The following is a 25849-nucleotide window of genomic DNA, read 5'->3' as shown; positions in this document are numbered from 1 at the left end:
GCAAGCTGCGTCCGCTGGTCATCACCAGCGCCAAGCGCTCGCCGCTGCTGCCGGATGTGCCGACGCTGGAGGAAAGCGGCGTGAAGGAGTCCAACGTGTATTCGTGGCAGGCCATGGCTGGCCCGCACGGACTGCCGGCCGACATCAAGACTAAGCTGCGCAATGCGGTGGCCGAGATCATGAACGAGCCCGAGACCAAGGCCAAGATGCTGGAACTGGGCTTCGAGATGGTGCTCAACACGCCGGAAGAGTTCGCCAGGTTCCAGGCTGCCGAGTACGCGCGCTGGGGCAAGCTGATTGCCGACCGCAAGATCAGCGCCAATTGATTGCGGCTTGATCACGAATTGATCGCGACGACGAATCCGACCCGCATCCGACCCCGGTATCCGGTCGGCTGCGGTCGGTCACCATCCATGGTGTCGAGTACCGCCATCGCACCACCCTCTAGCCGAATGCGAGAACCATGAGCGCCCCAACGATCCGCCAGATGCGTGTCATTCCCGTCGCCGGGCGCGACAGCATGCTGCTCAATCTGTCCGGGGCGCACGCACCCTTCTTCACCCGCAACCTGGTGGCCGTGACCGACAGCGCTGGCCACACCGGGGTGGGCGAAGTGCCCGGCGGCGAGAAGATCCGCCAGACGCTGGAAGACGCCCGGGCGCTCATCGAAGGGCAGTCGATCAGCGCCATGCATGCGGTGCTGAATGCCATGCGCGCGCAGTTCGCCGACCGTGATGCGGGCGGGCGCGGCCTGCAGACTTTCGACCTGCGCACCACCATTCACGCCGTGACCGCGGTGGAAAGTGCCTTGCTCGACCTGCAGGGTCAGCATTTGGGCGTGCCGGTGGCGGCCCTGCTCGGCGAAGGGCAGCAGCGCGACGCGGTGCAGATGCTGGGCTACCTGTTCTTCATCGGCGACCGCGGCAAGACGGACCTGCCGTATGCCGGCGAACCTGACGCCGAGGACGACTGGCTGCGCCTGCGTCACGAGCGGGCCATGACGCCCGAGGCGGTGGTGCGCCTGGCCGAGGCCGCGCAGGCGCGCTACGGTTTCCAGGACTTCAAGCTCAAGGGTGGCGTGCTGCGCGGCGACGAAGAGGTCGAGGCCGTCACCGCGCTGCACGAGCGCTTCCCGGACGCGCGCGTCACGCTCGACCCCAATGGTGGCTGGCTGCTGAACGATGCCATCCGACTGGGTCGGAAGATGCAGGGCGTTGTGGCCTACGCAGAAGATCCCTGCGGTGCCGAGGACGGTTTCTCGGGCCGCGAGGTGATGGCCGAGTTCCGCCGTGCCACCGGCCTGCCGACGGCCACCAACATGGTCGCCACCGACTGGCGGCAACTGGTGCACGCGCTGTCGGTGCAGGCGGTCGACATCCCGCTCGCCGATCCGCATTTCTGGACCATGGCGGGCAGCGTCCGCGTGGCACAGACCTGCCGCGACTGGGGCCTGACCTGGGGCAGCCACTCCAATAACCACTTCGACGTCTCGCTGGCCATGTTCACCCACGTTGGTGCGGCCGCGCCCGGCAAGGTCACCGCCATCGACACCCACTGGATCTGGCAAGACGGCCAGCGACTGACCAGGCAACCGCTGAAGATCGAAGGCGGCTACGTGCAGGTGCCGGATCGACCCGGCCTGGGGATCGAGCTGGACCTGGCCGAGGTCGAGAAGGCGCATCAGCTCTACCTTCGGCATGGCCTCGGCGCGCGCGACGACGCCGTGGCGATGCGGTATCTGGTGCCGAACTGGACCTTCGATCCCAAGCGGCCGTGCATGGTGCGCTGATGGGGCTTCGCTGGACCTGGCACGCATGAACACGACCCGCCGGCCGCTGGCCATCCGCATGCACCCGGCGGACAACGTGGCCGTCGTCGCCAACGAGGGCGGCCTGGCGGCAGGCACGGTGATGCCCGATGGCCTGGTGCTGCGCGAGAAGGTGCCGCAGGCGCACAAGCTGGCGCTCACCGACATCGAGGCCGGTGGCGTGGTGCGCCGCTACAACGTACCGGTGGGTTACGCCAAACGCGCCATCGCCGCCGGCAGTTGGGTGCACGAGCGGCTGCTCGACATCCCGGCGGCGCGCGCGCTCGAGGGCTTGCCGATGGCCACCGTGCCGGCGCCGACGTGGGAACCGCTGGAAGGCTACACGTTCGACGGCTACGTCAACCCCGACGGCTCGGTCGGTACCCGCAACCTGCTGGCCATCACCACCACCGTGCAGTGCGTGGCCGGCGTGGTCGGCATCGCGGCCGAGCGCATCCGCGCCGAGCTGCTGCCGCTCTATCCGAATGTCGATGGCGTGGTGGCACTCGAGCACAGCTACGGCTGCGGCGTGGCGATCGATGCGCCGGGTGCCGAGATCCCGCAGCGCACGCTGCGCCACATCAGCATGAACCCGAACTTCGGCGGCGAGCTGCTGATGGTCAGCCTGGGCTGCGAGAAACTGCAGCCGGACCGGCTGATGCCGCCCGGCACGCTGCCGCTGCGGCCGGCGGGTGCGACGCTCAACAACGTCTGCCTGCAGGACGCCACGCACGTCGGCTTCATGTCGATGGTCGATGACATCGTGCAGCGGGCGCGGCCGATTCTCGAACGCCTGAACGCGCGCCGGCGCCAGACGGTGTCTGCCAGCAAGCTGGTGGTGGGCGTGCAATGCGGCGGCAGCGATGCGTTCTCTGGCATCACCGCCAACCCGGCGGTCGGCAAGATGGCCGATCTGGTGGTGCGCGCCGGCGGCACCGTGATGTTCAGCGAGAACACCGAAGTGCGCGACGCGGTCGATCAGCTCACCTCCCGCGCCGCCACGCCCGAGGTGGCCGAGGCGATCGTGCGCGAGCTCGACTGGTACGACCACTATCTGGCGCGCGGCCGCGCCGACCGCGCGGCTAACACCACGCCTGGCAACAAGGCCGGTGGCCTGTCGAATATCGCCGAGAAGGCCATGGGCAGCGTGGTCAAGAGCGGCAGCGCGGCGATCGCCAGCGTGCTGCCGCCGGGCGAGAAGCTGCGCCCCGACCAGACCGGCCTGGTATTCGCCGCCACGCCCGCCAGCGACTTCATCTGCGGTACCCTGCAACTGGCCGCCGGCATGAACCTGCACGTGTTCACCACCGGGCGCGGCACGCCCTACGGCCTGGCTGCGTGCCCGGTGGTCAAGGTCGCCACGCGCACCGAGCTGGCACGCCGCTGGCACGACCTGATGGACCTGAACGCCGGCCGCATCGCGGACGGCGAACAGACCATCGAGGAGACCGGCATGGCCTTGTTCAAGCTGTTGCTCGAAGTGGCCTCGGGTCGCCAGCGAACCTGGGCCGAACGCTGGCGACTGCACAACGCGCTGGTGCTGTTCAACCCGGCGCCGGTGACCTAGGAGGGCAGTGCGGGCACGGTGGTTTTTCGCCGCGGCACGGTCACCGTTCACGCGGAACTCGTCAATCAAGCATCAAGGAGTCATCATGAAGATCGGATTCATCGGCCTCGGCATCATGGGCGCGCCCATGGCGCTGCACCTCGTCAATGCCGGGCACCAGCTCTATTACGTCAAGCGAGCCAAGACCCACGCCGAGATCGCCGCCAGCAACGCCATCGCCTGCGCGAACGGCAAGGAAGTCGCCCAGCAGGCCGAAGTCACCATCCTGATGGTGCCCGATACCCCGGATGTCGAAGCCGTGCTGTTCGGCGCCGATGGCGTGGCCGAAGGCCTGTCCAAGGGCAAGCTGGTGATCGACATGAGCAGCATCTCGCCGATCGAGACCAAGCGTTTTGCCGAGCGCGTCGGGGAACTCGGCTGTGACTACGTCGACGCGCCGGTCTCGGGCGGCGAAGTCGGCGCCAAGGCCGCCAGCCTGACCATCATGGTCGGCGCAACCGATGCGGCGTTCGCCAAGGCCAGGCCGCTGTTCGAGCTGATGGGCAAGAACGTCACCCACGTCGGCGGCGTGGGCGATGGCCAGACCACCAAGGTCGCCAACCAGATCATCGTGGCGCTGAACATCGCGGCGGTGGGTGAAGCGCTGCTGTTCGCCAGCAAGGCCGGCGCCGATCCGGCCAAGGTGCGGCAGGCGCTGATGGGCGGCTTCGCCTCCAGCCGCATCCTCGAGGTGCATGGCGAGCGCATGATCAAGCGCACGTTCGACCCTGGCTTTCGCATCAACCTGCACCAGAAGGACCTGAACCTGGCGCTCTCCGGCGCCAAGGCGATCGGCGTGGCGCTGCCGCAGACTGCCGGCGCGGCCCAGCTGATGGGCGCGTGCGCTGCGAACGGCTGGGACCAGCTCGACCATTCGGCCCTGGTCAAGGCGCTGGAGCTGCTGGCGAAGCACGAGGTCGCGGCGGCGTGAGCCAGGCCGGGGCACGTCGTGCCAGAAGCCGGCCTGACTGAACCAGACAACAGGAGCATTCCATGAGAGAGAACCGCTTGCGCATGCTGTGGCAGTCGGGAGACGCCGCCATCAATGGCTGGCTCACGCTGCCGAACGGATTTTCGGCGGAAACCATGGCCCATCAGGGCTGGGATTCACTGACCATCGATCTGCAGCACGGCGTCATCGATTACCAGGCCATGCTGCCCATGCTGCAGGCGATCTCGACCACGGACACCGTGCCGCTGGTTCGCGTCCCGTGGCTGGAACCGGGCATCTTGATGAAGACGCTGGACGCCGGCGCCTACGGTGTGATCTGTCCCATGGTCAACACGCGCGAGGATGCCCAGAACCTGGTGGCCTGGACCCACTACGCGCCGCGCGGCACCCGCAGCTTCGGCCCGATCCGCGCGTTGCTGTACGCCGGCGCCGATTACCCGCAGCACGCCAACGACACCATCGTCAGGTTCGCGATGATCGAGACCGCCAAGGCGCTCGACAACCTGGACGCGATCCTGTCGGTGGAAGGCCTGGACGCGATCTACATCGGCCCGTCCGACCTGTCGTTGGCACTTGGGTGCCGCCCGGTCTTCGACGACGTCGACCCGAAGGTGCAGCAGGCCATCGACCACATCCTGGCGCGGGCCAAGGCGCACGGTGTGGTGGCAGGCATCCACAACGGCAACTCGCAAGGTGCGCTGGCACGCATGGCGGCCGGCTTCCAGTTCCTCACCGTGAGCTCGGATGCACGCCTGATGGCCGCCGGCGCCCAGGGCGTGCTGACGGCCATGCGGCCAGCGCCAGCAAACTGAACAGCGTGGGCCGCTGCGGCTGGCAGCCGGACCGCCGGCTATCCCTGCAGCTGACGTTTTCCGCCGGGGGGCCGGCTTGGCCCTCGTTTTCCCCAAGTGCACCGATCCGCACACATCCCCAATTTTGGGGATGCGCGTGATCGCCGATCAGGCTAGTCTTGCCCGGTCACGCATCTGGCAACACCAAAATCCATAACGAGGGGGATACCCCAACTTGAGCCCCGTCACCGGGGCTTTTTTGTGGGCGGCGTCCAGGAGCCGTGCTTGCAGGTCTGCTTGCAGGCACGCGGAGAAAAAAAGCCCGCTATGTTACGCATAGCGGGCTTTGATGTATTGACTGGGGTGGCTGATGGGACTCGAACCCACGACGACAGGAATCACAATCCTGGACTCTACCAACTGAGCTACAGCCACCGTCAATAACCGCAAATTATAGCGTGATCGATGGCGGTGGTGCTGCCCGACGCATCACTGGGGTGCTCCGCGTCGCAGCAGGTCGCTGTACATGAAAAAGGGGCCTGAAGGCCCCTTGGTCCATGTGGCAGCGGCCGGCAACCGGCCGCTCTGGCCGTGCGTCATCAGTCGCTGCTGCCGCCCAGGCCGAGCAGCGCAAGCAGGCCCTGGAACACGTTGAACAGGTCCAAGTATAGCGCCAGCGTGGCGCTGATGTAGTTGGTCTCGCCGCCATCGATGATGCGCTTGAGGTCGTACAGCATGAACAGGCTGAACACGCCGATCATCAGCGTGCTGATGACCATCATGCCGACCGCCGAGCCAACGAACAGGTTGACGACGATGCCGGCCAGGATGACCAGCGCGCCGACGAACAGCCATTTCCCCATGCCCGAGAGGTCGCGCTTGATGACGCTGGCCAGGCTGGCCATGACGAAGAACACGCCGGCCGCGCCGCCCATGGCGGTCATCACCAGTTCGGAGCCGTTCTTGAAGCCCAGCACCATCGCGATCAGGCGCGAGAGCATCAGGCCCATGAAGAAGGTGAAGGCCAGCAGCACCGGCACGCCGGCGGCCGAGTTCTTGGTCTTCTCGATCGCGTACATGAAGCCGAAGGCACCGGCCAGGAACACCACCAGGCCGAGTCCGCCGCCCAGGCCGGCGGTGATGCCGGTGGCCACGCCCAGCCAGGCGCCGAGGACCGTCGGCACCAGGCTCAGGGCCAGCAGCCAGTAGGTGTTGCGCAGAACCTTGTTGCGCTGTTCCGGCGTGGTGACGCCGCCACGCGCGATGTCGGCGTAGCCCAGGGTTCGAGAGCGGTCATTCATGCGATGGATTCTCCTGTAGGTCAACAACATGGCCGCCAGAGTGACGCCCGGATCGTTTCATTGTACGTAGAGTGGTCGCCAACGGAAAAATTCCCGCCGAGTGAACGGAAAGTGCCATGAGGGGATTTCATGGCCCGGATTGGCGTTACGCTATCCGGTTATCCGAACGACCTTATGACCCCATTCAATTTGAGGATCCCGCGATGAAAAACAAGATGATGCTGGAAAGTGCCGACGTCAAGGCGGTGGCCGCGGCGGCGGAAGCCGAGGCGCTGAAGCACCACTGGGCGGTGACGATCGCCATTGTCGACGACGGCGGCCACCTGCTGCACCTGCAGCGGCTCGACGGTGCGCCGCCGGTGAGCGCCCAGATCGGCCCGGCCAAGGCGCGCACGGCGGCCATCGGGCGGCGCGAGAGCAAGGGCTACGAGGACATGATCAACGGCGGGCGCACCGCCTTCCTGTCGGTGGCGGCGCTGGACGGCATGCTGGAGGGCGGCGTGCCCATCGTCAAGGACGGCCAGTGCCTGGGCGCGGTCGGTGTCAGCGGCGTGAAGTCCAATGAAGACGCGCAGATCGCGCGCGCCGGCATCGCCGCGCTGGGCCTGTAGGCGTCCGGCCGGCGTTTCCGCCATTCGTTAGTAGCTCAGCCGCTCCGGCCGCACCTCCTGCAGGATGGTGGTGGCGATCTCCTCGATCGACTTGGTGGTGGTCGAGAGCCAGCGGATACCCGAGCGGCGCATCATGGCCTCGGCCTCCGACACCTCCATGCGGCAGTTCTCGATCGACGCGTAGCGTGAGCCGGGCCGGCGTTCGGAGCGGATCTCGGACAGGCGCTCGGGCGCGATGGTGAGGCCGAAGGTCTTCTTCTTGTGCGGCACCAGCGCCGGCGGCAGCTGGCGGCGCTCGAAATCCTCCGGAATCAGCGGGTAGTTGGCGGCCTTCAACCCGTGCTGCATGGCCAGATACAGGCTGGTTGGCGTCTTGCCGCTGCGGCTGACGCCGATCAGGATCACCTCGGCCTCGGTCAGGTCGCGGTTGCTCTGGCCGTCGTCGTGGGCCAGGCTGAAGTTGATCGCCTCGATGCGGTCGTGGTAGGCCTGGCTCTTGCTCACGTCCGAGAAACGCCCGACCCGGTGGTGGCTGGTGATGCCGATCTCCTGCTCGATCGGCGCCACGAAGGTGCCGAACATGTCCAGCATCATGGCCTTGCAGCCGCTCTGGATGATGCCCAGCGCCTCGCGGTCGACCACCGTGGTGAAGACGATCGGCCGCTTGCCCTCCAGCTCGCCGGCGTGGTTGACCTGGCGCACCGCCTGGTGCGCCTTGTCCGGCGTGTCGACGAACGGCAGGCGCACGCGGCGCGGCGTGAAGTCGAACTGCGCCAGGATGGCGTTGCCGAAGGTCTCGGCAGTGATGCCGGTGCCGTCGGAGATGAAGAACACGGTGCGGTCAGGCATGGCGGTGGGCTCGCTACTTACAATCGATGCCCATTATGCGAACCCGCGCCGCCCAGTCCACGAAACACAACGACAAAGGCCTGGCCGCACCCGTCAGCGGCGCCGTTCGCCCCGGTTTTCAAACTCTGGAGCTTTTCCCATGTCAACGCTGTTCGAGCCGACCGCCCTGGTCGTGCCATTCGAGAACCTGAGGATGACCGACGTCGAGGCGGTCGGCGGCAAGAACGCCAGCCTCGGCGAAATGATCAGCCAGCTGCCGCAGGGCGTGCGCGTACCCACCGGCTTCGCCACCACGGCGCACGCGTTCCGCCGCTTCCTGGCCCACGACGGGCTGGCCGAGCGCATCAGCGCGCGCCTGAAGACGCTCGACACCGACGACGTGCGCGCGCTCGCCGAGGCCGGCGCCGAGATCCGCGGCTGGGTCGAGGCGCAGCCGTTTCCGGCCGATCTGGAGCAGGCCATCCGCGACGCCTTCGCCCGGCTCGCAGGCGGCAACGCGGACGCCAGCTTCGCCGTGCGCTCGTCGGCGACGGCCGAGGACCTGCCCGACGCCTCGTTCGCCGGTCAGCAGGAGACCTTCCTCAACGTGGTCGGCATCGACGCCGTGCTGCACAAGATGAAGGAGGTGTTCGCCAGCCTTTACAACGACCGCGCCATCAGCTACCGCGTGCACAAGGGCTTCGAGCACGATGTGGTGGCGCTGTCGGCCGGCGTGCAGCGCATGGTGCGCTCGGACCTGGGCGCGGCCGGCGTGATGTTCACCATCGACACCGAGAGCGGGTTCGACCAGGTGGTGTTCATCACCAGCAGCTACGGCCTCGGCGAGACGGTGGTGCAGGGCGCGGTGAACCCGGACGAGTTCTATGTCCACAAGCCGATGCTGCAGGCCGGCAAGAAGTCGGTGATCCGGCGCAACCTCGGCAGCAAGCTGGTGCAGATGGTGTTCGCCACGGCCGAGGAAAAGGCCGCCGATGACAGGCTGGTCAAGACCATCGACGTGCCGGCCGAGCAGCGCAACCGCTTCTCGCTCAGCGACGAGGAGATCGAGCAGCTGGCGCGCTACGCCCTGGTCATCGAGCAGCACTACGGCCGCCCGATGGACATCGAGTGGGGCAAGGACGGCGGCGACGGCCAACTCTACATCCTGCAGGCGCGCCCCGAGACGGTGAAGAGCCAGCAGCACGGCAAGACCGAGCACCGCTACAAGCTCAAGAGCACCGGCCCGGTGCTGGCCGAGGGCCGCGCGATCGGCCAGAAGGTGGGGACCGGCCCGGTGCGGCTGGTCGGCGACATCGCCGAGATGGACAAGGTGCAGCCCGGCGACGTGCTGGTCACCGACATGACCGACCCCAACTGGGAGCCGGTGATGAAGCGCGCCAGCGCCATCGTGACCAACCGCGGCGGGCGCACCTGCCACGCCGCCATCATCGCGCGCGAACTCGGCATCCCGGCCGTGGTGGGCTGCGGCAACGCCACCGAGAAGCTCAAGGACGGCACCCTGGTCACGGTGAGCTGTGCCGAGGGCGACACCGGCCACATCTACGATGGCCTGCTGGAAACCGAGGTGACCGAGGTGCAGCGCGGCACCATGCCGCCGATCGCCACCAAGATCATGATGAACGTCGGCAACCCGCAGCTGGCCTTCGACTTCGCCCAGCTGCCCAACGAGGGCGTGGGCCTGGCGCGGCTGGAGTTCATCATCAACAACAACATCGGCGTGCACCCCAAGGCCATCCTCGACTACCCGCAGGTCGATGCCGACCTGAAGAAGGCGGTGGAGAGCGTGGCACGCGGCCACGCCAGCCCGCGCGCCTTCTACGTCGACAAGGTGGCCGAGGGCGTGGCGACCATCGCGGCGGCGTTCTGGCCCAAGCCGGTGATCGTGCGGCTGTCGGACTTCAAGAGCAACGAGTACCGCAAGCTGATCGGCGGCAGCCGCTACGAGCCGGACGAGGAAAACCCCATGCTGGGCTTCCGCGGCGCCGCGCGCTACATCAGTGCCGACTTCCGCGAGGCCTTCGCCATGGAGTGCGAGGCGCTGAAACGCGTGCGCGACGAGATGGGTCTGACCAACGTGCAGGTGATGGTGCCCTTCGTGCGCACGCTGGCGCAGGCCGAGCGCGTGACCCAGCTGCTGGCCGACAAGGGCCTGAAGCGCGGCGACAACGGGCTCAAGGTGGTGATGATGTGCGAGGTGCCCAGCAACGCCATCCTGGCCGACGAGTTCCTGCAGTTCTTCGACGGCTTCTCGATCGGCTCCAACGACCTGACCCAGCTCACGCTGGGCCTCGACCGCGACAGCGGCATGGAGCTGCTCGCGGCCGACTTCGACGAACGCGACCCGGCCGTGAAGGCCATGCTGGGGCGCGCTATCGCGGCCTGCAAGGCGGCCGACAAGTACGTCGGCATCTGCGGCCAGGGCCCCAGCGATCACCCCGACTTCGCGCGCTGGCTGGCCGACGAGGGCATCGCCTCGATCTCGCTCAACCCTGACAGCGTGATCGACACCTGGCAGCTGCTGGCCAGATGACCTCCGTCCCGAGTCGCTGCGCGCCTTGCCCCTGGCGGGAAGCCGCCGGTGGCCGGGCCGGGCCGGCGTCTCGGCGGCATCGGCCTGGCCTGCCGCACGGCTGTCGGGGCCGCACGGCCGCGCGGCCGCTGGGCTGAGCGAGCGACGACATGCAGCGGCAGCCGGACGCCCTGGAACAGGAATCCGCCTCGGCTGTCTGGTTGCGCGCCGTGCTGCTGCTGGTCTGGGCGGTGGCGGCGTTCGGCATCACCTTCTTCGCCCATGACCTGGACCAGAGCGTGGGCAACTGGCCGCTCAACTACTGGTGGGCGGCCCAGGGCGCGGTGCTGGTGTTCATCGCCATCGTGATGGTCCATGCGTGGCTGATGAATCGCGCCGAGGCGGTTGAGCCGCCGCCCGCCGACGCACCCGATGCGCCCGGCGCAGACGATGTGGCAGGTGGCGATGCGCGCTAGCGACGGCCGCGCCGAGCGCGACTACCTGTGGCGCCTGCACCGCCAGCTGTTGTTGTTCATCCTGGGCCTGGTGGCCTTCCTGCTGCTGATGGCCTGGGCCGAGCGCGCCGGCCTGTCGCGCGGCTGGATCGGCCCGATCTTCCTGTTCCTGTCGGTCATGATGTACGCCGTGGTCGGCATCTACGGGCGCACCACCGACCCGGAGGATTTCTACGTCGCCGGGCGCCGCATCCCGGCCATGTACAACGGCATGGCGACCGCGGCCGACTGGATGAGCGCGGCCTCCTTCATCAGCCTGGCGGGCGCGCTGTACCTGCAGGGCTTCGCCGGCACGCCGGCGCATCCGGGCGGGTTCGCCTACGTGCTGGGCTGGACCGGCGGCTTCTGCCTAGTCGGGCTGCTGATCGCGCCGCGCCTGCGGCGCATGGAGCTCTACACCGTGCCGGATTTCTTCGCCGTGCGCTACGGCGGGCGCTGGCCGCGCCTGCTGGCGGCGCTGGGGGCGGTGGCCTGCTCCTTCATGTACGTGGTGGCGCAGATCTACGGCGTCGGCCTGATCGCCTCGCGCCTGACCGGGGTGCAGTTCGAGATCGGCATCCTGCTCGGTCTCGGCGGCATCCTGCTGTGCTCGTTCCTGGGCGGCATGCGCGCCATCACCTGGACCCAGGTGACGCAGTACGTGGTGCTGGTGCTGGCCTTCTTGATTCCGGTGTCCTGGCTGGCCTACAAGCAGCTCGGCACGCCATTGGCGCCGCTGGTCTACGGCGAGCAGCTGCCCAAGATCGAGCGGCTCGAGCGCGCGCTGATCGACTCGCCGGCCGAGCAGGAAGTGCGCGCCATCCACCTGCAGCGCGCGCGCGACTACGCCGAACGGCTGCAGGATCCGGCCGCCGCGCTGCGGCGTGAGCGCGATCAGCTGGAGGAGCGCATCCGCATGCTGCGCAAGCAGGGCGTCGACTTCTCGCTGGTGATGGTGGCGCGGCGCGAACTGGCGGCGCTGCCCAAGGACGAAGCCAGCGCGCGCGAGCAGTGGAGCCGCGCCATGAGCGACGCGCTGGAGCGCGCCCGCCCGCTGGGCGGCGTGCCGCGCCAGAGCCAGACCTTCGACGGCGATCCCGCGGGCACGCCCGAGGAGCAGGCCGCGTTCCAGGCCTCGCGGCTGAACTTCATGGCGCTGATGTTCTGCCTGATGATCGGCACCGCCAGCCTGCCGCATCTGCTGACGCGCTTCTACACCACGCCCAGCGTGGCCGACACGCGGCGCTCGGTGGCCTGGTCGCTGGTGTTCATCGCGCTGCTGTACCTGAGCACGCCGGCGCTGGCGGTCTTGGTGAAGTACGAGGTCATGGAAGGCCTGGTCGGCAGCAGCTTCGACCAGCTGCCGCACTGGATCGCGCAGTGGGGCCGGGTCGATCCGGCGCTGATCTCGGTGCAGGACGTCAACGGCGACGGCCTGCTGCAGTTCGGCGAAATCCGCCTGGGCGTCGACATGATCATGCTGGCCACGCCCGAGCTGGGTGGGCTGCCCTACGTGGTCTCCGGTCTGGTGGCGGCCGGCGGCCTGGCGGCGGCGCTGTCGACCGCCGACGGTCTGCTGCTGACCATCAGCAACGCGCTGGTGCACGACACCGCGCCGATCCGCGGCGGCGTGGTCCGGGTGTCGGAGAACCGCGTGATCCTGACCAAGTTCACATTGCTGGCGGTGGCCATGCTGGCGGCGACGGTGGCGGCGTTCAAGCCGGCCGAGATCATCCTGCTGGTGGCGGCCTCGTTCTCGCTGGCGGCGGCGGTGTTCTTTCCCGGCCTGGTGCTGGGCCTGTTCTGGCGCGGCGCCACGCGGCGCGGCGTGGTGGCCGGCATGCTGGCCGGCATCGTCGTCACGGTCGGCTACATGCTGCTGGCCAGCCCCGGGTGGCGCAGCGTGTGGGGCCTGCCGCCGGGCGGCACCTGGTGGAGCATCCACCCGGTGTCGGCGGGCATCTTCGGCGTGCCGGCGGGCTTCATCGCGATGGGGCTGATCTCCTGGTGGGACGGGCGCGCCGCCCGCCGTGCCGTGGTGCCGGCCTGACGCCTTCGGGCCGGCACCGACAGCGCCGGCGTCGCTTGCCGGCAGGCGGGTGACGTCCCGGCTGAGGACGGCGAACGGGCGTGGCCGCCCTCAGGCCGCCACGGTTTCGGGATCCTCGATCTGCTCGCCCAGGAAGCCGCCGCTCTGGCGCGCCCACAGGCCGGCGTAGAGGCCGCGGCGCGCCAGCAGTTCGGCGTGCGTGCCCTGCTCGACAATGCGCCCCTGGTCCAGCACCACCAGCCGATCGAGCGCGGCGATGGTCGACAGGCGGTGCGCGATGGCGATCACGGTCTTGCCCTTCATCAGCTCGTACAGGCTGTCCTGGATCGCCGCCTCGACCTCGGAATCGAGCGCGCTGGTGGCCTCGTCGAGCAGCAGGATCGGCGCGTCCTTGAGCATCACGCGCGCGATCGCCACCCGCTGGCGCTGGCCGCCGGACAGCTTGACGCCGCGCTCGCCGACGTAGGCCTCGTAGCCGGTGCGGCCCTGCGGGTCGGCCAGGTGCTGGATGAACTCGTCGATCTGCGCGCGCCGCGCCGCGGTGGCCAGTTCGGCCTCGCTGGCGTCGGGTCGGCCGTACAGGATGTTGTCGCGCAGGCTGCGGTGCAGCAGCGAGGTGTCCTGCGTGACCATGCCGATGTGCTGGCGCAGGCTGTCCTGGGTGACGTGGGCGATGTCCTGGCAGTCGATCAGGATGCGCCCACCCTGCAGGTCGTGAAAGCGCAGCAGCAGGTTCACCAGGGTCGACTTCCCGGCGCCCGAGCGGCCGATCAGGCCGATCTTCTCGCCCGGCTGGATGGTGAGGTTGAGCCGGTCAATGACCGCCTTGCTGCCGTCGCGGTAGTGGAAGCTGACATCCTCGAAGCGCACTCCGCCCTGCGTCACCAGCAGTGCGCGGGCGTCCCGGGCATCGACCACGGCGCGGCGGCGCGACAAGGTGTTGATGCCGTCCTGGATCGTGCCCACGCTCTCGAACAGGCTGGTCATCTCCCACATCACCCAGTGGCTCATGCCCGACAGGCGCAGCGCCATCGCCGTCACCGCGGCCACCGCGCCGGCGCCGACCTCACCCAGCGACCACAGCCACAGCGAGCTGCCGCAGGCGCCCAGGATCAGCAGCACGATGAGCGCATGGTTGACGATCTCGAACCGGCTCACCAGCCGCATCTGCGCATAGCCGGTGCGGCGGAAATCCTCCATCGCCGCGCGGGCGAAATGCGCCTCGCGCCGGGTGTGCGAGAACAGCTTGACGGTGGCGATGTTGGTGTAGGCGTCGGTGATGCGCCCGGTCATCACGCTGCGCGCGTCGGCCTGCGCGCGGCTGACCTTGCCCAGGCGCGGCACGAAGTAGCCGCAGGCGGCCGCGTAGGCCAGCGCCCAGAGCGCGAACGGCAGCATCAGCCAGCCGTCGAAGCCGGCCGCCAGCAGCAGGATGGTGATCATGTACACGCCCATGCCGATCACCACGTCGGCGGTGGTGAAGCTCATGTCGCGCACCGCCAGCGCGGTCTGCATGATCTTGGTGGTGATGCGGCCGGCGAACTCGTCGGCGTAGAAGGCCATGCTCTGGCCCAGCATCAGGCGGTGGAAGTTCCAGCGCAGGCGCAGCGGGAAGTTGATCGCCAGCGTCTGGTGCTTGATGATGGTCTGCAGCGCCACCAGCGCGATCGATGCCAGCAGCACGCCGGCCAGCAGCATCAGCATGCCGCCGTGCACGGCCCACAGCTGGCCCGGCCGCACCTGGGCCAGCCAGTCGACCACGTAGCCCAGCAAGGCGAACAGCAGCGCCTCGTACACCGAGGTCGCGGCCGACAGCAGCGCCATCAGCGCCACGTAGCCGCGCAGGCCGGTGGTGGCGCGCCAGACGAAGGCGAAAAAGCCCTGCGGCGGCAGCGCCGGTTCGGGATCGGGGTAGGGCGGCAGCAGCCGCTCGAAGCGGCCGAGCATGTCAGTTGCGGCCGCGCATGGCCGCTGTCACCGTTCGATCAGGATCTGGCCTCGGTCCAGGAACACGTCGAGCTCGACCACCGGGATCGATGCGTTCATCGGCTGGCCGTCCTCCTTCCAGCTCACCACCATGCTTTGCGGCGCGCGCTCCAGCTCCAGGCTGTAGTCGGGGTGGATCTGGATCAGCGGACCGTCGCCGGCACGGTATTCGAGCAGCGAGGCCACGCGGCCGCGTGCCTTCTCGCCCGGCTGCAGGCCGTCCAGGCCGGGGACGTATTCAAGTTTCTTGCCGATGGCGTCTGCGTTCATGCTTGATTGCTCCAAACAGGGAGGTTCGAGGCGGGATGTGCCACATTGTGCCTGTGCCGGCGGCGGCGCATGCGACACTCGCGCGTCGCCACGGGAGCCCATGCATGGCCTGGATCGCCACCAAATACCTCATCACCGCCGCGCTGGTGGTGCTGATCTCGGAAGTCGCCAAGCGCAGCGACCGTCTTGGCGGCCTGATTGCCGCGTTGCCGCTGGTCACGGTGCTGACGCTGATCTGGCTGTACGTGGAAAAGCAGCCCGCCGAGCGCATCACCAACCACGCCTGGTATACCTTCTGGTACGTGCTGCCGACGCTGCCGATGTTCGTGCTGTTCCCGTTGATGCACCGGCACTGGGGCTTCTGGGGCGCGCTGGCCGGCAGCGCCGTGCTGACCATCGTATGCTTCACCGCGCTGGCCTGGGTGATGCGGCGCTTCGGAGTCGAGCTGCTCTGATCCGCTCAGCGCCTCAGCCCTTGCCGCAGACCACGAACAGGTCGCCGCCGCCCATGTCGTGAACCCGATGCTCGAAGCGGGAGTCGTTCTGCGCTGCCTCGACGAAGCCGCGGATGCCGGGCGAGCGCGAGCGCATCACGTGGTCGACGGCGTAGCAGGCGCGCGAGCTCAGCTTGTCCTTGAGCGCGTTCCAGTAGTTCAGCGACCAGTCCTTGTCGGCGTCCTGGAACACGAAGTCCCACGGCCCCGGCAACTGCTGCACCAGCTCGTGCGCGTCGCCCAGCCGGGCATCGATGAAGCCGTCCAGCCCGGCGTCGCGGAAATTGCGCAGCGCCTCGGCGTGGCGACCGGGGTCGATCTCGATCGTCGTCACGCGCCCGCCAGTCCTGGCCGCCGCCCAGGCCAGCCACAGCGCGCTGTGGCCGGTGGAGGTGCCGATGTCGAGGATGCGTTGGTGCCGGCGTTCTATCACCAGTCCGTGCATCAGGCGCGCGCCGGCCTCCTGCACGCTCCACAGGTTGATGCCGCGGCCCCAGTCGCCCCGCTTGCGCTCCATGAAAGCCTGCACGCGGGCATCCAGCGCGGCATCGGCGCCTGGCGTGGCCTCGCGCGCTGCGGCAGGCAGCGCCAGCATGCCGGTGAGGACGAGGAGCAGGCGGCGGGTGAGGGTCATCTGGCGCACTCCGGTCATTGCAGCGACGCGACCAGCATAACTGGCCGGCGGTGTATGCGGCGCAGGTTCGTGCCGGCTTCAATGAAAGCGGCGATGCCTGGCACATGCAGTGCGCAAGCATCGCCCGAAAACCGCAGCCGGGGAGGACAGGTGGTTGGGGAGGCGGCTGCGGCGGAGAACGCTATACGGTGGAGGGCCTGACCGGGATGAATCAGCGGCAGGACTGGGTCACGGTGGTGGCGCCGGCGGCAAGCGCGGGCAGCATGCGCTGGCAATGCTCCATGGTGGCGAAGCGGAAGCTGTAGTTGGTGCGCGTGCGCGGATCGGCCACCGCGGCGCTGACCGGCAGGCTGGCCGCGGCCGAACTGGCGGAGCAGCGCGCCGCCTCGCTGCCGTGCACGTTGGTGCGCTGCAGGTTGGCCAGGTGCTGCTGGCAGGTGGCGGTGTCGGCGGTGAGGTATTCGGCGACCACCCGGTTGTCCGGCGTGTGGTACTGGAAGAAGCGGCCCTGGGTGGCGAACGGCCCGGTGCTGCAGCCGGCGGCGATCAGCGTCAGCGCGCTGGCGGCTGCGAGGGCGAAGGTGCGCGGGGTTTGGCTCATGGCTTGGTCTCCTGGAGCGAGGCGAGGGTCGCTTGTCGAACGCTGGCCTCGGTGGTTTCTTGTGCTTGCATTGTGGGCAGCAGGGCCGTGCGCCGCGTATCGGCTTGGGGCGCACGGGCGCGTCGGACAAGGCCTGCATGCGCCGCGGGGCGTGCGCGGCCGGCGGCCCTGCTGTTGCGGCTTCAGAAACGCCGGCTGACGTAGCGCGAACCGGCCAGCCCGAAGCGCCAGGGCAGGTCGATCGCCTTGCTGATGCCGATGCGCGGGCCGGCCAGCACTTCCACTGGCGTATCGGCCGGTGCGGCAAGGATGCGAAACGGCGGCTGGTCGAGCGGCAGCCCGTAGTGCGCCTGCGTGATGCCCAGCGCCTGCGTCAGCCGGCCCGGCCCGGCGCACAGCAGGCGCTCGTCCTGCAGGCCGCGGCGCTCGCGCATCAGCTCGATGCCGTGCGTCGGCTGCAGCGCCCGGATCAGCACGCCGGCGCCGTGGCCGGCCTCGCGGCAGACGAAGTTGACGCACCAGTGCAGCCCGTAGCTGCGGTAGACGTAGGCGTAGCCCGGCGGGCCGAACATGACGCGGTTGCGCTGGGTCGGACCGGGGTGGCAGTGCGAGGCCGGATCGTGCTGGTCGTAGGCCTCGACCTCGACGATGACGCCGCCGACGTCCTCGACCAGCAGCGTGGCGCCGATCAGCGCATGGGCGACGGCAGGCGCGTCGGCCTTGAAGTCGCTGCGGCGGAGGGTGCGGGCGCGGGCCATGGGCGACAAGTCTATGCGCGCTGCGGCGCCGCCTTATAGTTGCCCGTGAGAAACCGCATTCGAAAGGAGACCACCGATGTTCAAGGCCTTGCTGCTGACCAAATCCGACGATGGCGCGCTGGGCTGCGCCGTGACCGAACTCGAGCCGGCGCAGCTGCCGGCCGGCGAGGTGCTGGTGCAGATCAGCCACTCGACGCTGAACTACAAGGATGCGCTGGCCATCACCGGCAAGGCGCCGGTGGTGCGCAGCTACCCGATGGTGCCGGGCATCGATTTCGCCGGCACGGTGCTGGAGTCGAGCGACGCGCGCTACCGCGTCGGCGATGCGGTGGTGCTGAACGGCTGGGGTGTCGGCGAGACGCACTGGGGCGGCCTGGCGCAGCAGGCACGCGTCAAGGCCGACTGGCTGGTGCCGCTGCCCGCCGGCCTGACGGCCAGCCAGGCCATGGGCATCGGCACCGCGGGGTACACGGCGATGCTGTGCGTGATGGCGCTGCAGCAGCACGGTGTCACGCCCGAGCACGGCCCGGTGCTGGTGACCGGCGCCAACGGCGGCGTCGGCTCGACCGCGATCGCGCTGCTGTCGCGACTGGGCTTCACCGTGCATGCCTCGACCGGACGCATGCACGAAGCGGAGCACCTGAAGGCGCTGGGTGCCAGCGAGCTGGTTGACCGCGCCACGCTGAACGCGGCCGGCAAGCCGCTGCAGAAGGAGCGCTGGGCCGCCGCCGTCGACAGCCTGGGCAGCCACACGCTGGCCAACGTCTGCGCCAGCCTCAAGTACGGCGGCGTGGTGGCCGCCTGCGGCCTGGCGCAGGGCATGGACTTTCCGGCCACGGTGGCGCCCTTCATCCTGCGCGGCGTCACGCTGGCCGGCATCGACAGCGTGATGGCGCCGCACGCGCGCCGCGCCAAGGCCTGGGAGCGGCTGGCGCGCGAGCTGCCGCCCGAGGTGCTGGCGCAGAACACCGAGACCATCAAGCTGGCCGATGCGCCGGCAGCGGCTGGGCGCCTGCTGGCGGGCCAGGTGCGCGGACGCGTGGTGGTGGACGTGAACGCCTGAGGGTGTGCGCCTCACGGGCGCCGCCGGACTTTGAGGAGAGCAGCCATGAAAGCAGAGCAGAACGAGCGCATCACCCGCATCGGTCCCGGCACGCCCTGCGGCGCCCTGATGCGCAGCTATTGGCAGCCGGTGGCGCTGGTCGATGAGTTCGACCCCGAGATCGATCCGCGCATGGCCGAGCGGCCGCTCAAGGCCGTGCGGGTGCTGGGGCAGGACCTGATCCTGTTCCGCGACGAGCAGCGTCGCTGGGGCCTGCTGGACCGCGACTGCCCGCACCGCGGCGCCGACCTGGCGTTCGCGCGCCACGAGGGCGACGGCGTGCGCTGCCCGTTCCACGGCTGGAAGTTCGACGCCGGCGGCCGCTGCCTGGACACGCCGGCCGAACCCGTGGGCAGCCAGTTGTGCGAGCGCGTGCGCCAGCGCAGCTACCCGGTGCGGGAGCGCAGCGGCGTGCTGTTCGGCTGGCTGGGCGAGGAGGGCAGTGCGCCGCCGCCGTTCCCCGATTTCGACTGCTTCGTCGCGCCGGAATCGCACACCTTCGCCTACAAGGGCCTGTGGCACTGCAACTGGCTGCAGGCCTTCGAGGTCGGCATCGACCCGGCGCACACCTCGTATCTGCACCGCTTTCTCAACGACGCGCCGCTGGAGCAGGTCGGCGACAACGCCGCCGGCAAGCAGTTCCGCAGCGCCTCGGCAGGGGATGCGGCGGGCGAGCGCTGGCCGATGACGCGCATCGTGCGCGAGTTCGGCCGGCCCGACATCAGCTTCGAGCCGGCGCCCTGGGGCCTGCGCCTGACCACGCTGCGGCCGATGACCGACGAGCTGACGCACGTGCGCGTGACCAACGCGGTGTTCCCGCACACCTTCGTGATCCCGCTGTCGGAAACCATGACCATCACGCAGATGCACCTGCCGGTGGACGACACGCACACCTACTGGTATGCCATCTTCACCAGCTTCGCCGGCCCGGTCGACAAGCCGGCGATGCGCGAGCAGCGCGCCCGTTTCGTGCCACCGCCCGACTACGTGCCGCTGCGCGGGCGCCACGACGACTGGGGCTTCGATGCCCGGGAGCAGCGCGAGCGCACCTTCCTCGGCATGGGCGAGGACGACATCAACGTGCACGACCAGTGGGCGGTGGAGAGCATGGGCGCGATCCAGGACCGCACGCGCGAGCACCTGGGCACGTCGGACAAGGTCATCATGGCCAATCGCCGCCTGCTGCTGCAGGCCATCGACAGCGTGGCCGCCGGCGGCAGCGCGCCCTTCGTGGCCGATCCGGCGCAGGCCGACGGCCAGCGCGGTCCCGACACGGTGGACGGCATCGCCCCCGCCGGCACCTGGGGCGACTGGTGGCGCCAGCAGGTGCGCGCCAAGCGCGAACGCGCGCCCTGGCACCAGGCGCAGCGCGATACCCAGCCCGCATGAGCAGTTTCGCCGAGCGCTGCGGCGTGCACGACGCGGCGCGCGAGCGCGCCATCGCCGACACGCTGGCTGCGATCGAGGCCGACGGTGTCGACCTGGTGCGCGTATCCTGGTGCGACCTGCACGGCATGCTGCGCGGCAAGGCATTGACGCCGCCCGCCGCTGCGCGCGTGCTGTGCGATGGGCTGGGCATGGTCAGCACGCTGATGCTCAAGGACGCCTCGGACCGCACCGCCTACAAGGTGTTCGAGCCCGGCGGCACCGCCAGCCTGCCCGGCTTCGGCCAGGCCAACAACCTGCTGCTGCTGCCCGATCCGCGCAGCTACCGCCGCCTGCCCTGGGCGCCCGGCACCGGCTGGCTGCGCGCGCAGCCCTGGCTGGCCGGTGGCGCGCCGGTCGAGCTCGACAGCCGCCGCGTGCTCGAACGCCTGCTGGCGCGCCTGCACGCGCTTGGCATGGAGATGCGCTGCGGGTTGGAACTGGAATTCCACATCTACCGCATCGATGACGCCCGCGCGCAGCTTGATCCGGCGCGCGCCGCCTGGCCGGGCGAGCCACCCGACGTGCAGCTGATCCATCCGGGCTACCAGCTGCTCGGCGAGGCCTGGCTCGACATGGCCGAGCCGGCGCTGCGCATCGTGCGCGAGACTGCGCTCGGCCTCGGCCTGCCGCTCAGCTCGCTCGAGATCGAGCTCGGCCCGAGCCAGGTCGAGGCGGTGTTCGACGTCACCGACGCCATGAGCGCCGCCGACCACATGGTGCTGTTCCGCAACGGCGTGCGCCAGGCCCTGCAGCGCGCCGGCTACCACGCCAGCTTCATGTGCCGGCCGCCGTTTCCCAACATCATGGCCAGCGGCTGGCACCTGCACCAGTCGCTGGTGGCGCGGGACGACGGCCGCAACCTCTTCAGCCGTGCGCAACCGGCGCCGGGCAGCACGCGGATGGATGCCGGCCACGTGCTGTCCGAGCTGGGCGAGCACTACCTCGCCGGCCTGCTGGCGCACGCGCGCGGCATGACGGTGTTCTGCACGCCGACCGCCAACGGCTACGGGCGCTTCCGGCCCAATGCGCTGGCGCCGCAATCGGTGCTGTGGGGCCGCGACAACCGCGGCGCGCTGCTACGCGTGGTGGGCGAGTGCGGTGATGCCGCCACGCGCATCGAGAACCGGCTCGGCGAGCCGAGCGCCAACCCCTACCTCTACCTGGCGTCGCAGTTGGCGGCCGGTCTGGACGGCATCGAGCGCCGGCTGCGCGCGCCGCGCGCCACCGACGACCCTTATCATCCGGACGCCGAGCGCCTGCCGACCACGCTGCGCGACGCGGTCGGCGCGCTGGGTCAGGACGAGGCGTTGGCGGCGGCCTTCGGCGTCGATTTCATTCGTTACTACACGCGTATCAAGCTCGCCGACGCCACGCGCTACGAGCAGGCCGAAGACCCGCAGGACTTCGAGCGGCGCGAATTCTTCAGCAGGATCTAATGATTACCGTGCACTTCACCACCGCCCCGGTCGGCGGCAGCTTTCAGCAATTCGACGTCCAGGCCAAGCCCGGCATGAGCCTGATGCAGGCGGCGGTGGCCGCCAACCTGGACGGCATCGCGGCCGAGTGCGGCGGTGCCATGACCTGCGCCACCTGCCATGTCTACGTCGACGAACCCTGGCGCTCGCGCATCCCGCCGGCCAAGCCGGGTGAGAAGGACATGCTGCAGTTCACCGCCGAGCCGGCCGACGACGGCAGCCGGCTCAGCTGCCAGATCGTGCTGACGCAGGAGATGGATGGCCTGACGGTGCGCATGCCGGCGCGGCAGTACTGAAGCCGCAGCCAGCTGCGTCGTTGCTGCAACCGACTGTTGGCGAGCGCCAGTTCGTGCTCGCGCGCCAGCGTGCTGCCGAGGTCGGCGCACGCCTTGATGATGCCCTGGCGCAGTTCCTCGCTGAAGTTCGCGATGCGCCAACCCAGCACCGCCGACATCGCCGCCGTGGTCACCAGGCTGGAATACGGCGTCCAGATCTGGGCGCCCGGCAGCAGATGAAGCGTGCTGAGCAGGTCGTCGCGCTCCTTCAGCACGCAGCCGATGGCGCCGGCGTGCAGCGCCGCCAGGATCGCGTCCTCGGTGCTTCAGGCGGAGATCACCAGGATGCCCAGGCCCGGACCGGCCATGCGCAGCTCGCGGATCAGCCGCTCGTCCTCCACCAGCATCGGGGTTGGCAGGTTGGATTCGGGGGTAGCGGGGGTGTCATGGGCAGAGCTGCGCCTGGCGCCGCAAGACCGGGCTCGTTATGGCGCTGTGCTGCGGTCCAGCGCATTTGAACATCCCTGAAACCGATGATTTCCGCCTGCCGTCCGCCAGCGTGCGCGCGTCCCAGGTGCTTGCGGCTGATTGGCACGCTCATCCTGGCACCCGGCCGCGTGCCCGACATGCGCGAAAACCCCGTCCCCGTCATGGTGCACCGACAGGGATAATGGGTCTCACTTGTGCGCTGGCCTAAGCTTCAGCGCCAAGTTTTTCTTTTGCAGGAGACACATTGATGAAGTTGCACCACATCGCCCTCGGACTCGGCCTGGCCGTGGGTCTCATGGCCGGCGCATCGGCGCAGACCACCATGCGGATCAGCATTTCGACCACCCAGACCTCGCACCAGGGCATTGCCATCGACACCTTCGCGAAGGAGGTCGAGAAGCGCACCAATGGCCGTTACAAGATCCAGACCTTCTATAACGGCGCGCTCGGCGGCGAGCGCGAGTCGATCGAGGCGGTGCAGCTCGGCACGCAGGAACTGGCGTACAGCTCGACCGGCCCGGTGCCCAACTTCGTGCCCGAGACCAAGATCCTCGACGTGCCCTTCCTGTTCCGCGACAAGGCGCATGCCCGCGCGGTGCTCGACGGCCCGATCGGTGACGACCTGCTGAAGAAGTTCGACTCCAAGGGTTTCAAGGCGCTGGCCTGGGCCGAGAACGGCTTCCGCCACATGACCAACAGCAAGCGCGACGTCAAGACGCCCGATGACCTGAAGGGGCTGAAGATGCGCACCATGGAGAACCCGGTGCACATCACGGCCTACAAGGCGCTGGGCATCATCACCACGCCGATGGCCTTCCCGGAGGTGTTCACCGCGCTGCAGCAGGGCACGGTGGACGGGCAGGAGAACCCGCTGTCGGTGATCATCTCGGCCAAGTTCGACCAGGTGCAGAAGCACCTGTCGCTCACCGGCCACGTGTATTCGCCGGCCATCTTCGTGATGAACAAGGCTGTCTTCGACAAGCTCTCCGACGCCGACAAGAAGGCCTTCATCGAAGCCGCCAAGGAAGGCACCAAGGCCAACCGCGCCAAGGTCGACGAGGACGACGCCAAGGGCGTCGCCGACCTGCGCAGCAAGGGCATGACGGTGATCGACAACGTCGACAAGTCGAAGTTCGTCGCCGCGCTGCAGTCGGTGAGTGCCGACTTCGAGAAGCAGTTCGGCAAGGAGAACTTGGAGCGCATCCGCAACTTCAAGTGATCGCGGTGCGTGCCTGGCTGCGGCCTTGAGCAGCCGGCAATGCCCGTCCGCCTGGCGTGACGGGCATTTTTGTGTTGTGCGGTGAACGCTATGAGAGCCCTGTTCCTGTCGATCGAAACCTGGACCACGCGCATCGCCATGTGGATCGCCTGCCTGATGCTGGCCATCGCCTCGTCGCTGGCGGTGTTCCAGATCTTCACGCGTTTCGTGCTCGAGCAGCCGGCCGAGTGGAGCGAGGTGCTGATCCGCTTCAGCCTGATCTGGATGGTGTTCCTGGGCATCCCGATGGCGTTCCGCCAGGGCGCCATGATCAGCGTCGATGCGCTCTACCGCGCGGTGCCGACGCACTTCAAGCGCGTGCTCGACCTGGTGGTGGCGTTGGCGGCGCTGGCGCTGATGCTCATCATTCTGTGGTGGGGCTTCGACTACGCGGTGCGCGGCAGCGTGCAGACCATGGCCGGGCTGGAAGTGCTTTCGATGTTCTGGGCCTACATCGCGCTGCCGGTCGGGGCGCTGTTCTCCATCATCGCCATCGTCGCCAACTACCTCGATCCGCGCCGGATGGAACTGGAGACCGCGCAATGAGCCGTGCCCGACCGCTTCAGGCCGCGGAGGCCGTCGCCCTGGGAGTGGGCGCATGACCGCCGCCATGGTCTTCACCATGATGCTGGGCTTCGCGCTCAGCGTCTCGGTCGCGGTGGCGATCGGCCTGGCCTCGATCGTCGGCATGCAGGTCAGCAACGCCCACATGCTGATCTCGGTCAAGGAGATCTTCAACTCGATCAACAAGTTTCCGCTGGCGGCGGTGCCGTTCTTCATCCTGGCCGGCAACCTGATGGAAACCGGCGGCATCTCGCGTCGGCTGGTCGACTTTGCCAAGAGCATCGTCGGCGGCGTGCAGGGCGGGCTGGCGATCAGCTGCGTGCTGACCTGCATGATCTTCGCCGCCGTCTCGGGCTCGTCGGTGGCCACCACCTTCGCCATCGGCACCATCCTGATTCCGGCGCTGATCAAGCTCGGCTACCCGACCAGCTACGCCGCCGCGCTGCAGGCCACCAGCGCCGAGCTGGGGGTGATCATCCCGCCGTCGATCCCGCTGATCCTGTATGGCGTCGCGGCCGAGATCTCGATCGGCGAGCTGTTCATCGCCGGCTTCGGCCCCGGCGTGCTGATCAGCGGCGCGCTGATGGTGTTCGTGTGGGCGTACTGCAAGTGGAAGGGCTGGGGCAAGCACGACGGCGAAGGGCGGCTGGGCTTCTGGACCGCCAGCTGGCGCGCCGCCTGGGCGCTCTTGATGCCGGTGATCGTCCTGGGCGGCATCTACGGCGGCATCTTCACGCCGACTGAGGCCTCGGCGGTGGCGGTGGCCTACGCGCTGGTGGTCGGCATGCTGATCTACCGCGAGATCAGCCTGACCGACCTCTACGTGGTGCTGCGCAAGTCGGTGATCTCGTCCGGCGTGATCATGTTCATCATCGCCAACGCCGGGCTGTTCGCCTTCCTCATCACGCGCGCCGGCGTGCCCGAGGCCATCGGCCGCTGGTTGGAAGAGGTGCTGCAAAGCCCGGCCATGTTCCTGCTGGGGGTGAACGCGGCGCTGTTCATGATCGGCATGTTCATCGAGACCAGCGCCGCGATCATCGTGCTGGCGCCGATCCTGGCGCCGGTGGCGGCGCACTTCGGCGTCGATCCGGTGCACTTCGGGCTGATCATGGTGGTCAACCTGGCACTCGGCATGATCACGCCGCCGTTCGGCGTCAACCTGTTCGCCGCCTGCACGGTGGCGCGCATCTCGCTCGACAAGATCATCCGGCACCTGCTGCCCTTCGTCGGCGTGATCCTGCTGTGCCTGCTGATCATCACCTACGTGCCGGCGCTGTCGCTGGGGCTGCGCGACTTGGTGTACCGCTGATTCGGCGCGGCGGCGCAGGCTAGAATCATCCGGTCAGGAGAGCGCGCCGGTTGTTCGAGGCGCCGCCGAAGGCCGAACGCTCAGGCAAAAGGACTGGCATACAAGATTCTGTTGGAGAGAGACCGCCGCGCGCGTTGCGCACTGCGGTCCACCGAAGGGGCAAGACCGCCTGCTTGACGGCAAGGGGTTGAATCTCTCAGGTAAAGAGGACAGCAGGGTTCCGCGCCTGCCGCCGA

General features: G+C 68.6%; 25 protein-coding genes, 1 tRNA gene, 1 pseudogene and 2 riboswitches. Of the genes and pseudogenes, 18 read left to right on the top strand and 9 right to left on the bottom strand.

Annotated elements, in window-relative coordinates; all coding sequences use genetic code 11:
- From PK606_RS10715 to PK606_RS10695, 5 genes are all read left to right on the top strand, one after another.
- A partial coding sequence (locus tag PK606_RS10715) for a Bug family tripartite tricarboxylate transporter substrate binding protein (protein WP_324563698.1) occupies nucleotides 1-326 on the top strand: 326 nt, incomplete at its 5' end.
- Between the two features lie 137 nt (nucleotides 327-463).
- Nucleotides 464-1789, top strand: a complete 1326-nt coding sequence (gene gudD, locus PK606_RS10710; RefSeq protein WP_324563696.1) for a glucarate dehydratase — start codon at nucleotides 464-466, stop codon at nucleotides 1787-1789.
- Nucleotides 1790-1814: 25 nt separating this feature from the next.
- Entirely contained in the window at nucleotides 1815-3374 is a 1560-nt protein-coding gene (gene garD / locus PK606_RS10705; RefSeq protein WP_324563694.1) for a galactarate dehydratase, read from the top strand.
- An 82-nt stretch (nucleotides 3375-3456) separates the two neighbouring features.
- Nucleotides 3457-4344: a 2-hydroxy-3-oxopropionate reductase gene (locus tag PK606_RS10700; RefSeq protein ID WP_324563703.1), complete on the top strand. Its 888-nt coding sequence runs from the start codon at nucleotides 3457-3459 to the stop codon at nucleotides 4342-4344.
- Nucleotides 4345-4406: 62 nt separating this feature from the next.
- Nucleotides 4407-5177, top strand: coding sequence for an HpcH/HpaI aldolase family protein (locus tag PK606_RS10695; protein WP_324563692.1), 771 nt, complete (start codon nucleotides 4407-4409; stop codon nucleotides 5175-5177).
- Nucleotides 5178-5515: 338 nt separating this feature from the next.
- Here the strand turns inward: PK606_RS10695 and PK606_RS10690 are convergent.
- Together PK606_RS10690 and PK606_RS10685 are read right to left on the bottom strand one after the other, a co-directional pair.
- Nucleotides 5516-5591: transfer RNA gene (locus tag PK606_RS10690), tRNA-His, on the bottom strand.
- A gap of 164 nt (nucleotides 5592-5755) precedes the next feature.
- Entirely contained in the window at nucleotides 5756-6457 is a 702-nt protein-coding gene (locus PK606_RS10685) for a Bax inhibitor-1 family protein (protein ID WP_324563689.1), read from the bottom strand.
- A 203-nt stretch (nucleotides 6458-6660) separates the two neighbouring features.
- Here PK606_RS10685 and PK606_RS10680 point away from each other — a divergent pair, with 203 nt between their 5' ends.
- On the top strand, nucleotides 6661-7068 hold the full coding sequence (locus PK606_RS10680; protein ID WP_324563686.1) for a GlcG/HbpS family heme-binding protein: 408 nt from the start codon (nucleotides 6661-6663) through the stop codon (nucleotides 7066-7068).
- 27 nt (nucleotides 7069-7095) lie between these two features.
- Here the strand turns inward: PK606_RS10680 and ppsR are convergent, their stop codons facing one another.
- Complete coding sequence (gene ppsR / locus PK606_RS10675) at nucleotides 7096-7917, bottom strand: posphoenolpyruvate synthetase regulatory kinase/phosphorylase PpsR (protein WP_324563683.1); 822 nt, start codon at nucleotides 7915-7917, stop codon at nucleotides 7096-7098.
- 139 nt (nucleotides 7918-8056) lie between these two features.
- Between ppsR and ppsA the strand changes: the two genes are divergently transcribed.
- The 3 genes from ppsA (at nucleotide 8057) to PK606_RS10660 (ending at nucleotide 12970) form a co-directional block, all read left to right on the top strand.
- Nucleotides 8057-10447 (top strand): phosphoenolpyruvate synthase, encoded by a 2391-nt coding sequence (gene ppsA, locus PK606_RS10670; RefSeq protein ID WP_324563681.1) that lies wholly within the window; start codon nucleotides 8057-8059, stop codon nucleotides 10445-10447.
- A 149-nt stretch (nucleotides 10448-10596) separates the two neighbouring features.
- Nucleotides 10597-10902 (top strand): DUF4212 domain-containing protein, encoded by a 306-nt coding sequence (locus tag PK606_RS10665; RefSeq protein WP_324563680.1) that lies wholly within the window; start codon nucleotides 10597-10599, stop codon nucleotides 10900-10902.
- Nucleotides 10892-12970, top strand: a complete 2079-nt coding sequence (locus PK606_RS10660; RefSeq protein ID WP_324563699.1) for a VC_2705 family sodium/solute symporter — start codon at nucleotides 10892-10894, stop codon at nucleotides 12968-12970. Before PK606_RS10665 ends, PK606_RS10660 begins: the two co-directional genes overlap by 11 nt.
- A gap of 90 nt (nucleotides 12971-13060) precedes the next feature.
- Here PK606_RS10660 and PK606_RS10655 read toward each other — a convergent pair whose 3' ends face one another.
- Both PK606_RS10655 and PK606_RS10650 read right to left on the bottom strand, forming a co-directional pair.
- Complete coding sequence (locus tag PK606_RS10655; protein WP_324563678.1) at nucleotides 13061-14917, bottom strand: ABC transporter ATP-binding protein; 1857 nt, start codon at nucleotides 14915-14917, stop codon at nucleotides 13061-13063.
- A 27-nt stretch (nucleotides 14918-14944) separates the two neighbouring features.
- On the bottom strand, nucleotides 14945-15226 hold the full coding sequence (locus PK606_RS10650) for a hypothetical protein (protein ID WP_324525024.1): 282 nt from the start codon (nucleotides 15224-15226) through the stop codon (nucleotides 14945-14947).
- Between the two features lie 104 nt (nucleotides 15227-15330).
- On the opposite strand from PK606_RS10650, the gene PK606_RS10645 reads away from it, so the two are divergent.
- Nucleotides 15331-15681 carry a DUF3147 family protein gene (locus PK606_RS10645; protein WP_324563676.1) on the top strand — a complete coding sequence of 117 codons (351 nt, stop codon included), beginning with the start codon at nucleotides 15331-15333 and terminating at the stop codon, nucleotides 15679-15681.
- Nucleotides 15682-15694: 13 nt separating this feature from the next.
- Here the strand turns inward: PK606_RS10645 and PK606_RS10640 are convergent, their stop codons facing one another.
- From PK606_RS10640 to PK606_RS10630, 3 genes are all read right to left on the bottom strand, one after another.
- The gene (locus PK606_RS10640; RefSeq protein WP_324563674.1) at nucleotides 15695-16354 is read right to left on the bottom strand and encodes an O-methyltransferase; all 660 of its coding nucleotides are present in this window, start codon (nucleotides 16352-16354) and stop codon (nucleotides 15695-15697) included.
- Between the two features lie 211 nt (nucleotides 16355-16565).
- On the bottom strand, nucleotides 16566-16955 hold the full coding sequence (locus PK606_RS10635; RefSeq protein WP_324563672.1) for a hypothetical protein: 390 nt from the start codon (nucleotides 16953-16955) through the stop codon (nucleotides 16566-16568).
- Between the two features lie 182 nt (nucleotides 16956-17137).
- Nucleotides 17138-17713 (bottom strand): DNA-3-methyladenine glycosylase, encoded by a 576-nt coding sequence (locus tag PK606_RS10630; RefSeq protein WP_324563670.1) that lies wholly within the window; start codon nucleotides 17711-17713, stop codon nucleotides 17138-17140.
- Nucleotides 17714-17789: 76 nt separating this feature from the next.
- Between PK606_RS10630 and acuI the strand changes: the two genes are divergently transcribed.
- The 5 genes from acuI to PK606_RS10605 are packed head-to-tail and all read left to right on the top strand — an operon-like array spanning nucleotide 17790 to nucleotide 22233.
- Nucleotides 17790-18776, top strand: coding sequence for an acrylyl-CoA reductase (NADPH) (gene acuI, locus PK606_RS10625; RefSeq protein WP_324563667.1), 987 nt, complete (start codon nucleotides 17790-17792; stop codon nucleotides 18774-18776).
- 45 nt (nucleotides 18777-18821) lie between these two features.
- Nucleotides 18822-20204 carry a Rieske 2Fe-2S domain-containing protein gene (locus PK606_RS10620; RefSeq protein ID WP_324563665.1) on the top strand — a complete coding sequence of 461 codons (1383 nt, stop codon included), beginning with the start codon at nucleotides 18822-18824 and terminating at the stop codon, nucleotides 20202-20204.
- Nucleotides 20201-21679: a glutamine synthetase family protein gene (locus tag PK606_RS10615; RefSeq protein ID WP_324563662.1), complete on the top strand. Its 1479-nt coding sequence runs from the start codon at nucleotides 20201-20203 to the stop codon at nucleotides 21677-21679. The genes PK606_RS10620 and PK606_RS10615 overlap by 4 nt, the downstream gene beginning before the upstream one ends.
- Complete coding sequence (locus PK606_RS10610) at nucleotides 21679-22014, top strand: 2Fe-2S iron-sulfur cluster-binding protein (protein ID WP_324563660.1); 336 nt, start codon at nucleotides 21679-21681, stop codon at nucleotides 22012-22014. The genes PK606_RS10615 and PK606_RS10610 overlap by 1 nt, the downstream gene beginning before the upstream one ends.
- Nucleotides 22015-22050: 36 nt before the next feature.
- On the top strand, nucleotides 22051-22233 hold the full coding sequence (locus tag PK606_RS10605; RefSeq protein WP_324563705.1) for a hypothetical protein: 183 nt from the start codon (nucleotides 22051-22053) through the stop codon (nucleotides 22231-22233).
- Here PK606_RS10605 and PK606_RS10600 read toward each other — a convergent pair.
- Nucleotides 22227-22379, bottom strand: a pseudogene (locus PK606_RS10600) (response regulator); the annotation flags it as partial. The gene PK606_RS10605 and the pseudogene PK606_RS10600 sit on opposite strands and share 7 nt — an antisense overlap.
- Nucleotides 22380-22729: 350 nt before the next feature.
- Between PK606_RS10600 and PK606_RS10595 the strand changes: the two are divergent.
- The 3 genes from PK606_RS10595 to PK606_RS10585 all read left to right on the top strand — a co-directional run bounded on the left by PK606_RS10595 (nucleotide 22730) and on the right by PK606_RS10585 (nucleotide 25613).
- The gene (locus PK606_RS10595) at nucleotides 22730-23701 is read left to right on the top strand and encodes a TRAP transporter substrate-binding protein (protein WP_324563657.1); all 972 of its coding nucleotides are present in this window, start codon (nucleotides 22730-22732) and stop codon (nucleotides 23699-23701) included.
- 90 nt (nucleotides 23702-23791) lie between these two features.
- On the top strand, nucleotides 23792-24286 hold the full coding sequence (locus PK606_RS10590; protein ID WP_324563655.1) for a TRAP transporter small permease: 495 nt from the start codon (nucleotides 23792-23794) through the stop codon (nucleotides 24284-24286).
- Nucleotides 24287-24338: 52 nt separating this feature from the next.
- Nucleotides 24339-25613, top strand: coding sequence for a TRAP transporter large permease (locus PK606_RS10585; RefSeq protein ID WP_324563652.1), 1275 nt, complete (start codon nucleotides 24339-24341; stop codon nucleotides 25611-25613).
- Between the two features lie 24 nt (nucleotides 25614-25637).
- A riboswitch (glycine riboswitch) is annotated at nucleotides 25638-25719 on the top strand.
- Nucleotides 25720-25831, top strand: a riboswitch (glycine riboswitch).
- Nucleotides 25832-25849 lie beyond the last annotated feature (18 nt).

It is taken from the genome of Ottowia sp. (assembly GCF_035444425.1).
GTDB lineage: Bacteria > Pseudomonadota > Gammaproteobacteria > Burkholderiales > Burkholderiaceae_C > Ottowia.
The sequence above is the reverse complement of the archived record's forward strand: the minus strand, read 5'-3'. Positions and strand labels throughout refer to the sequence as shown.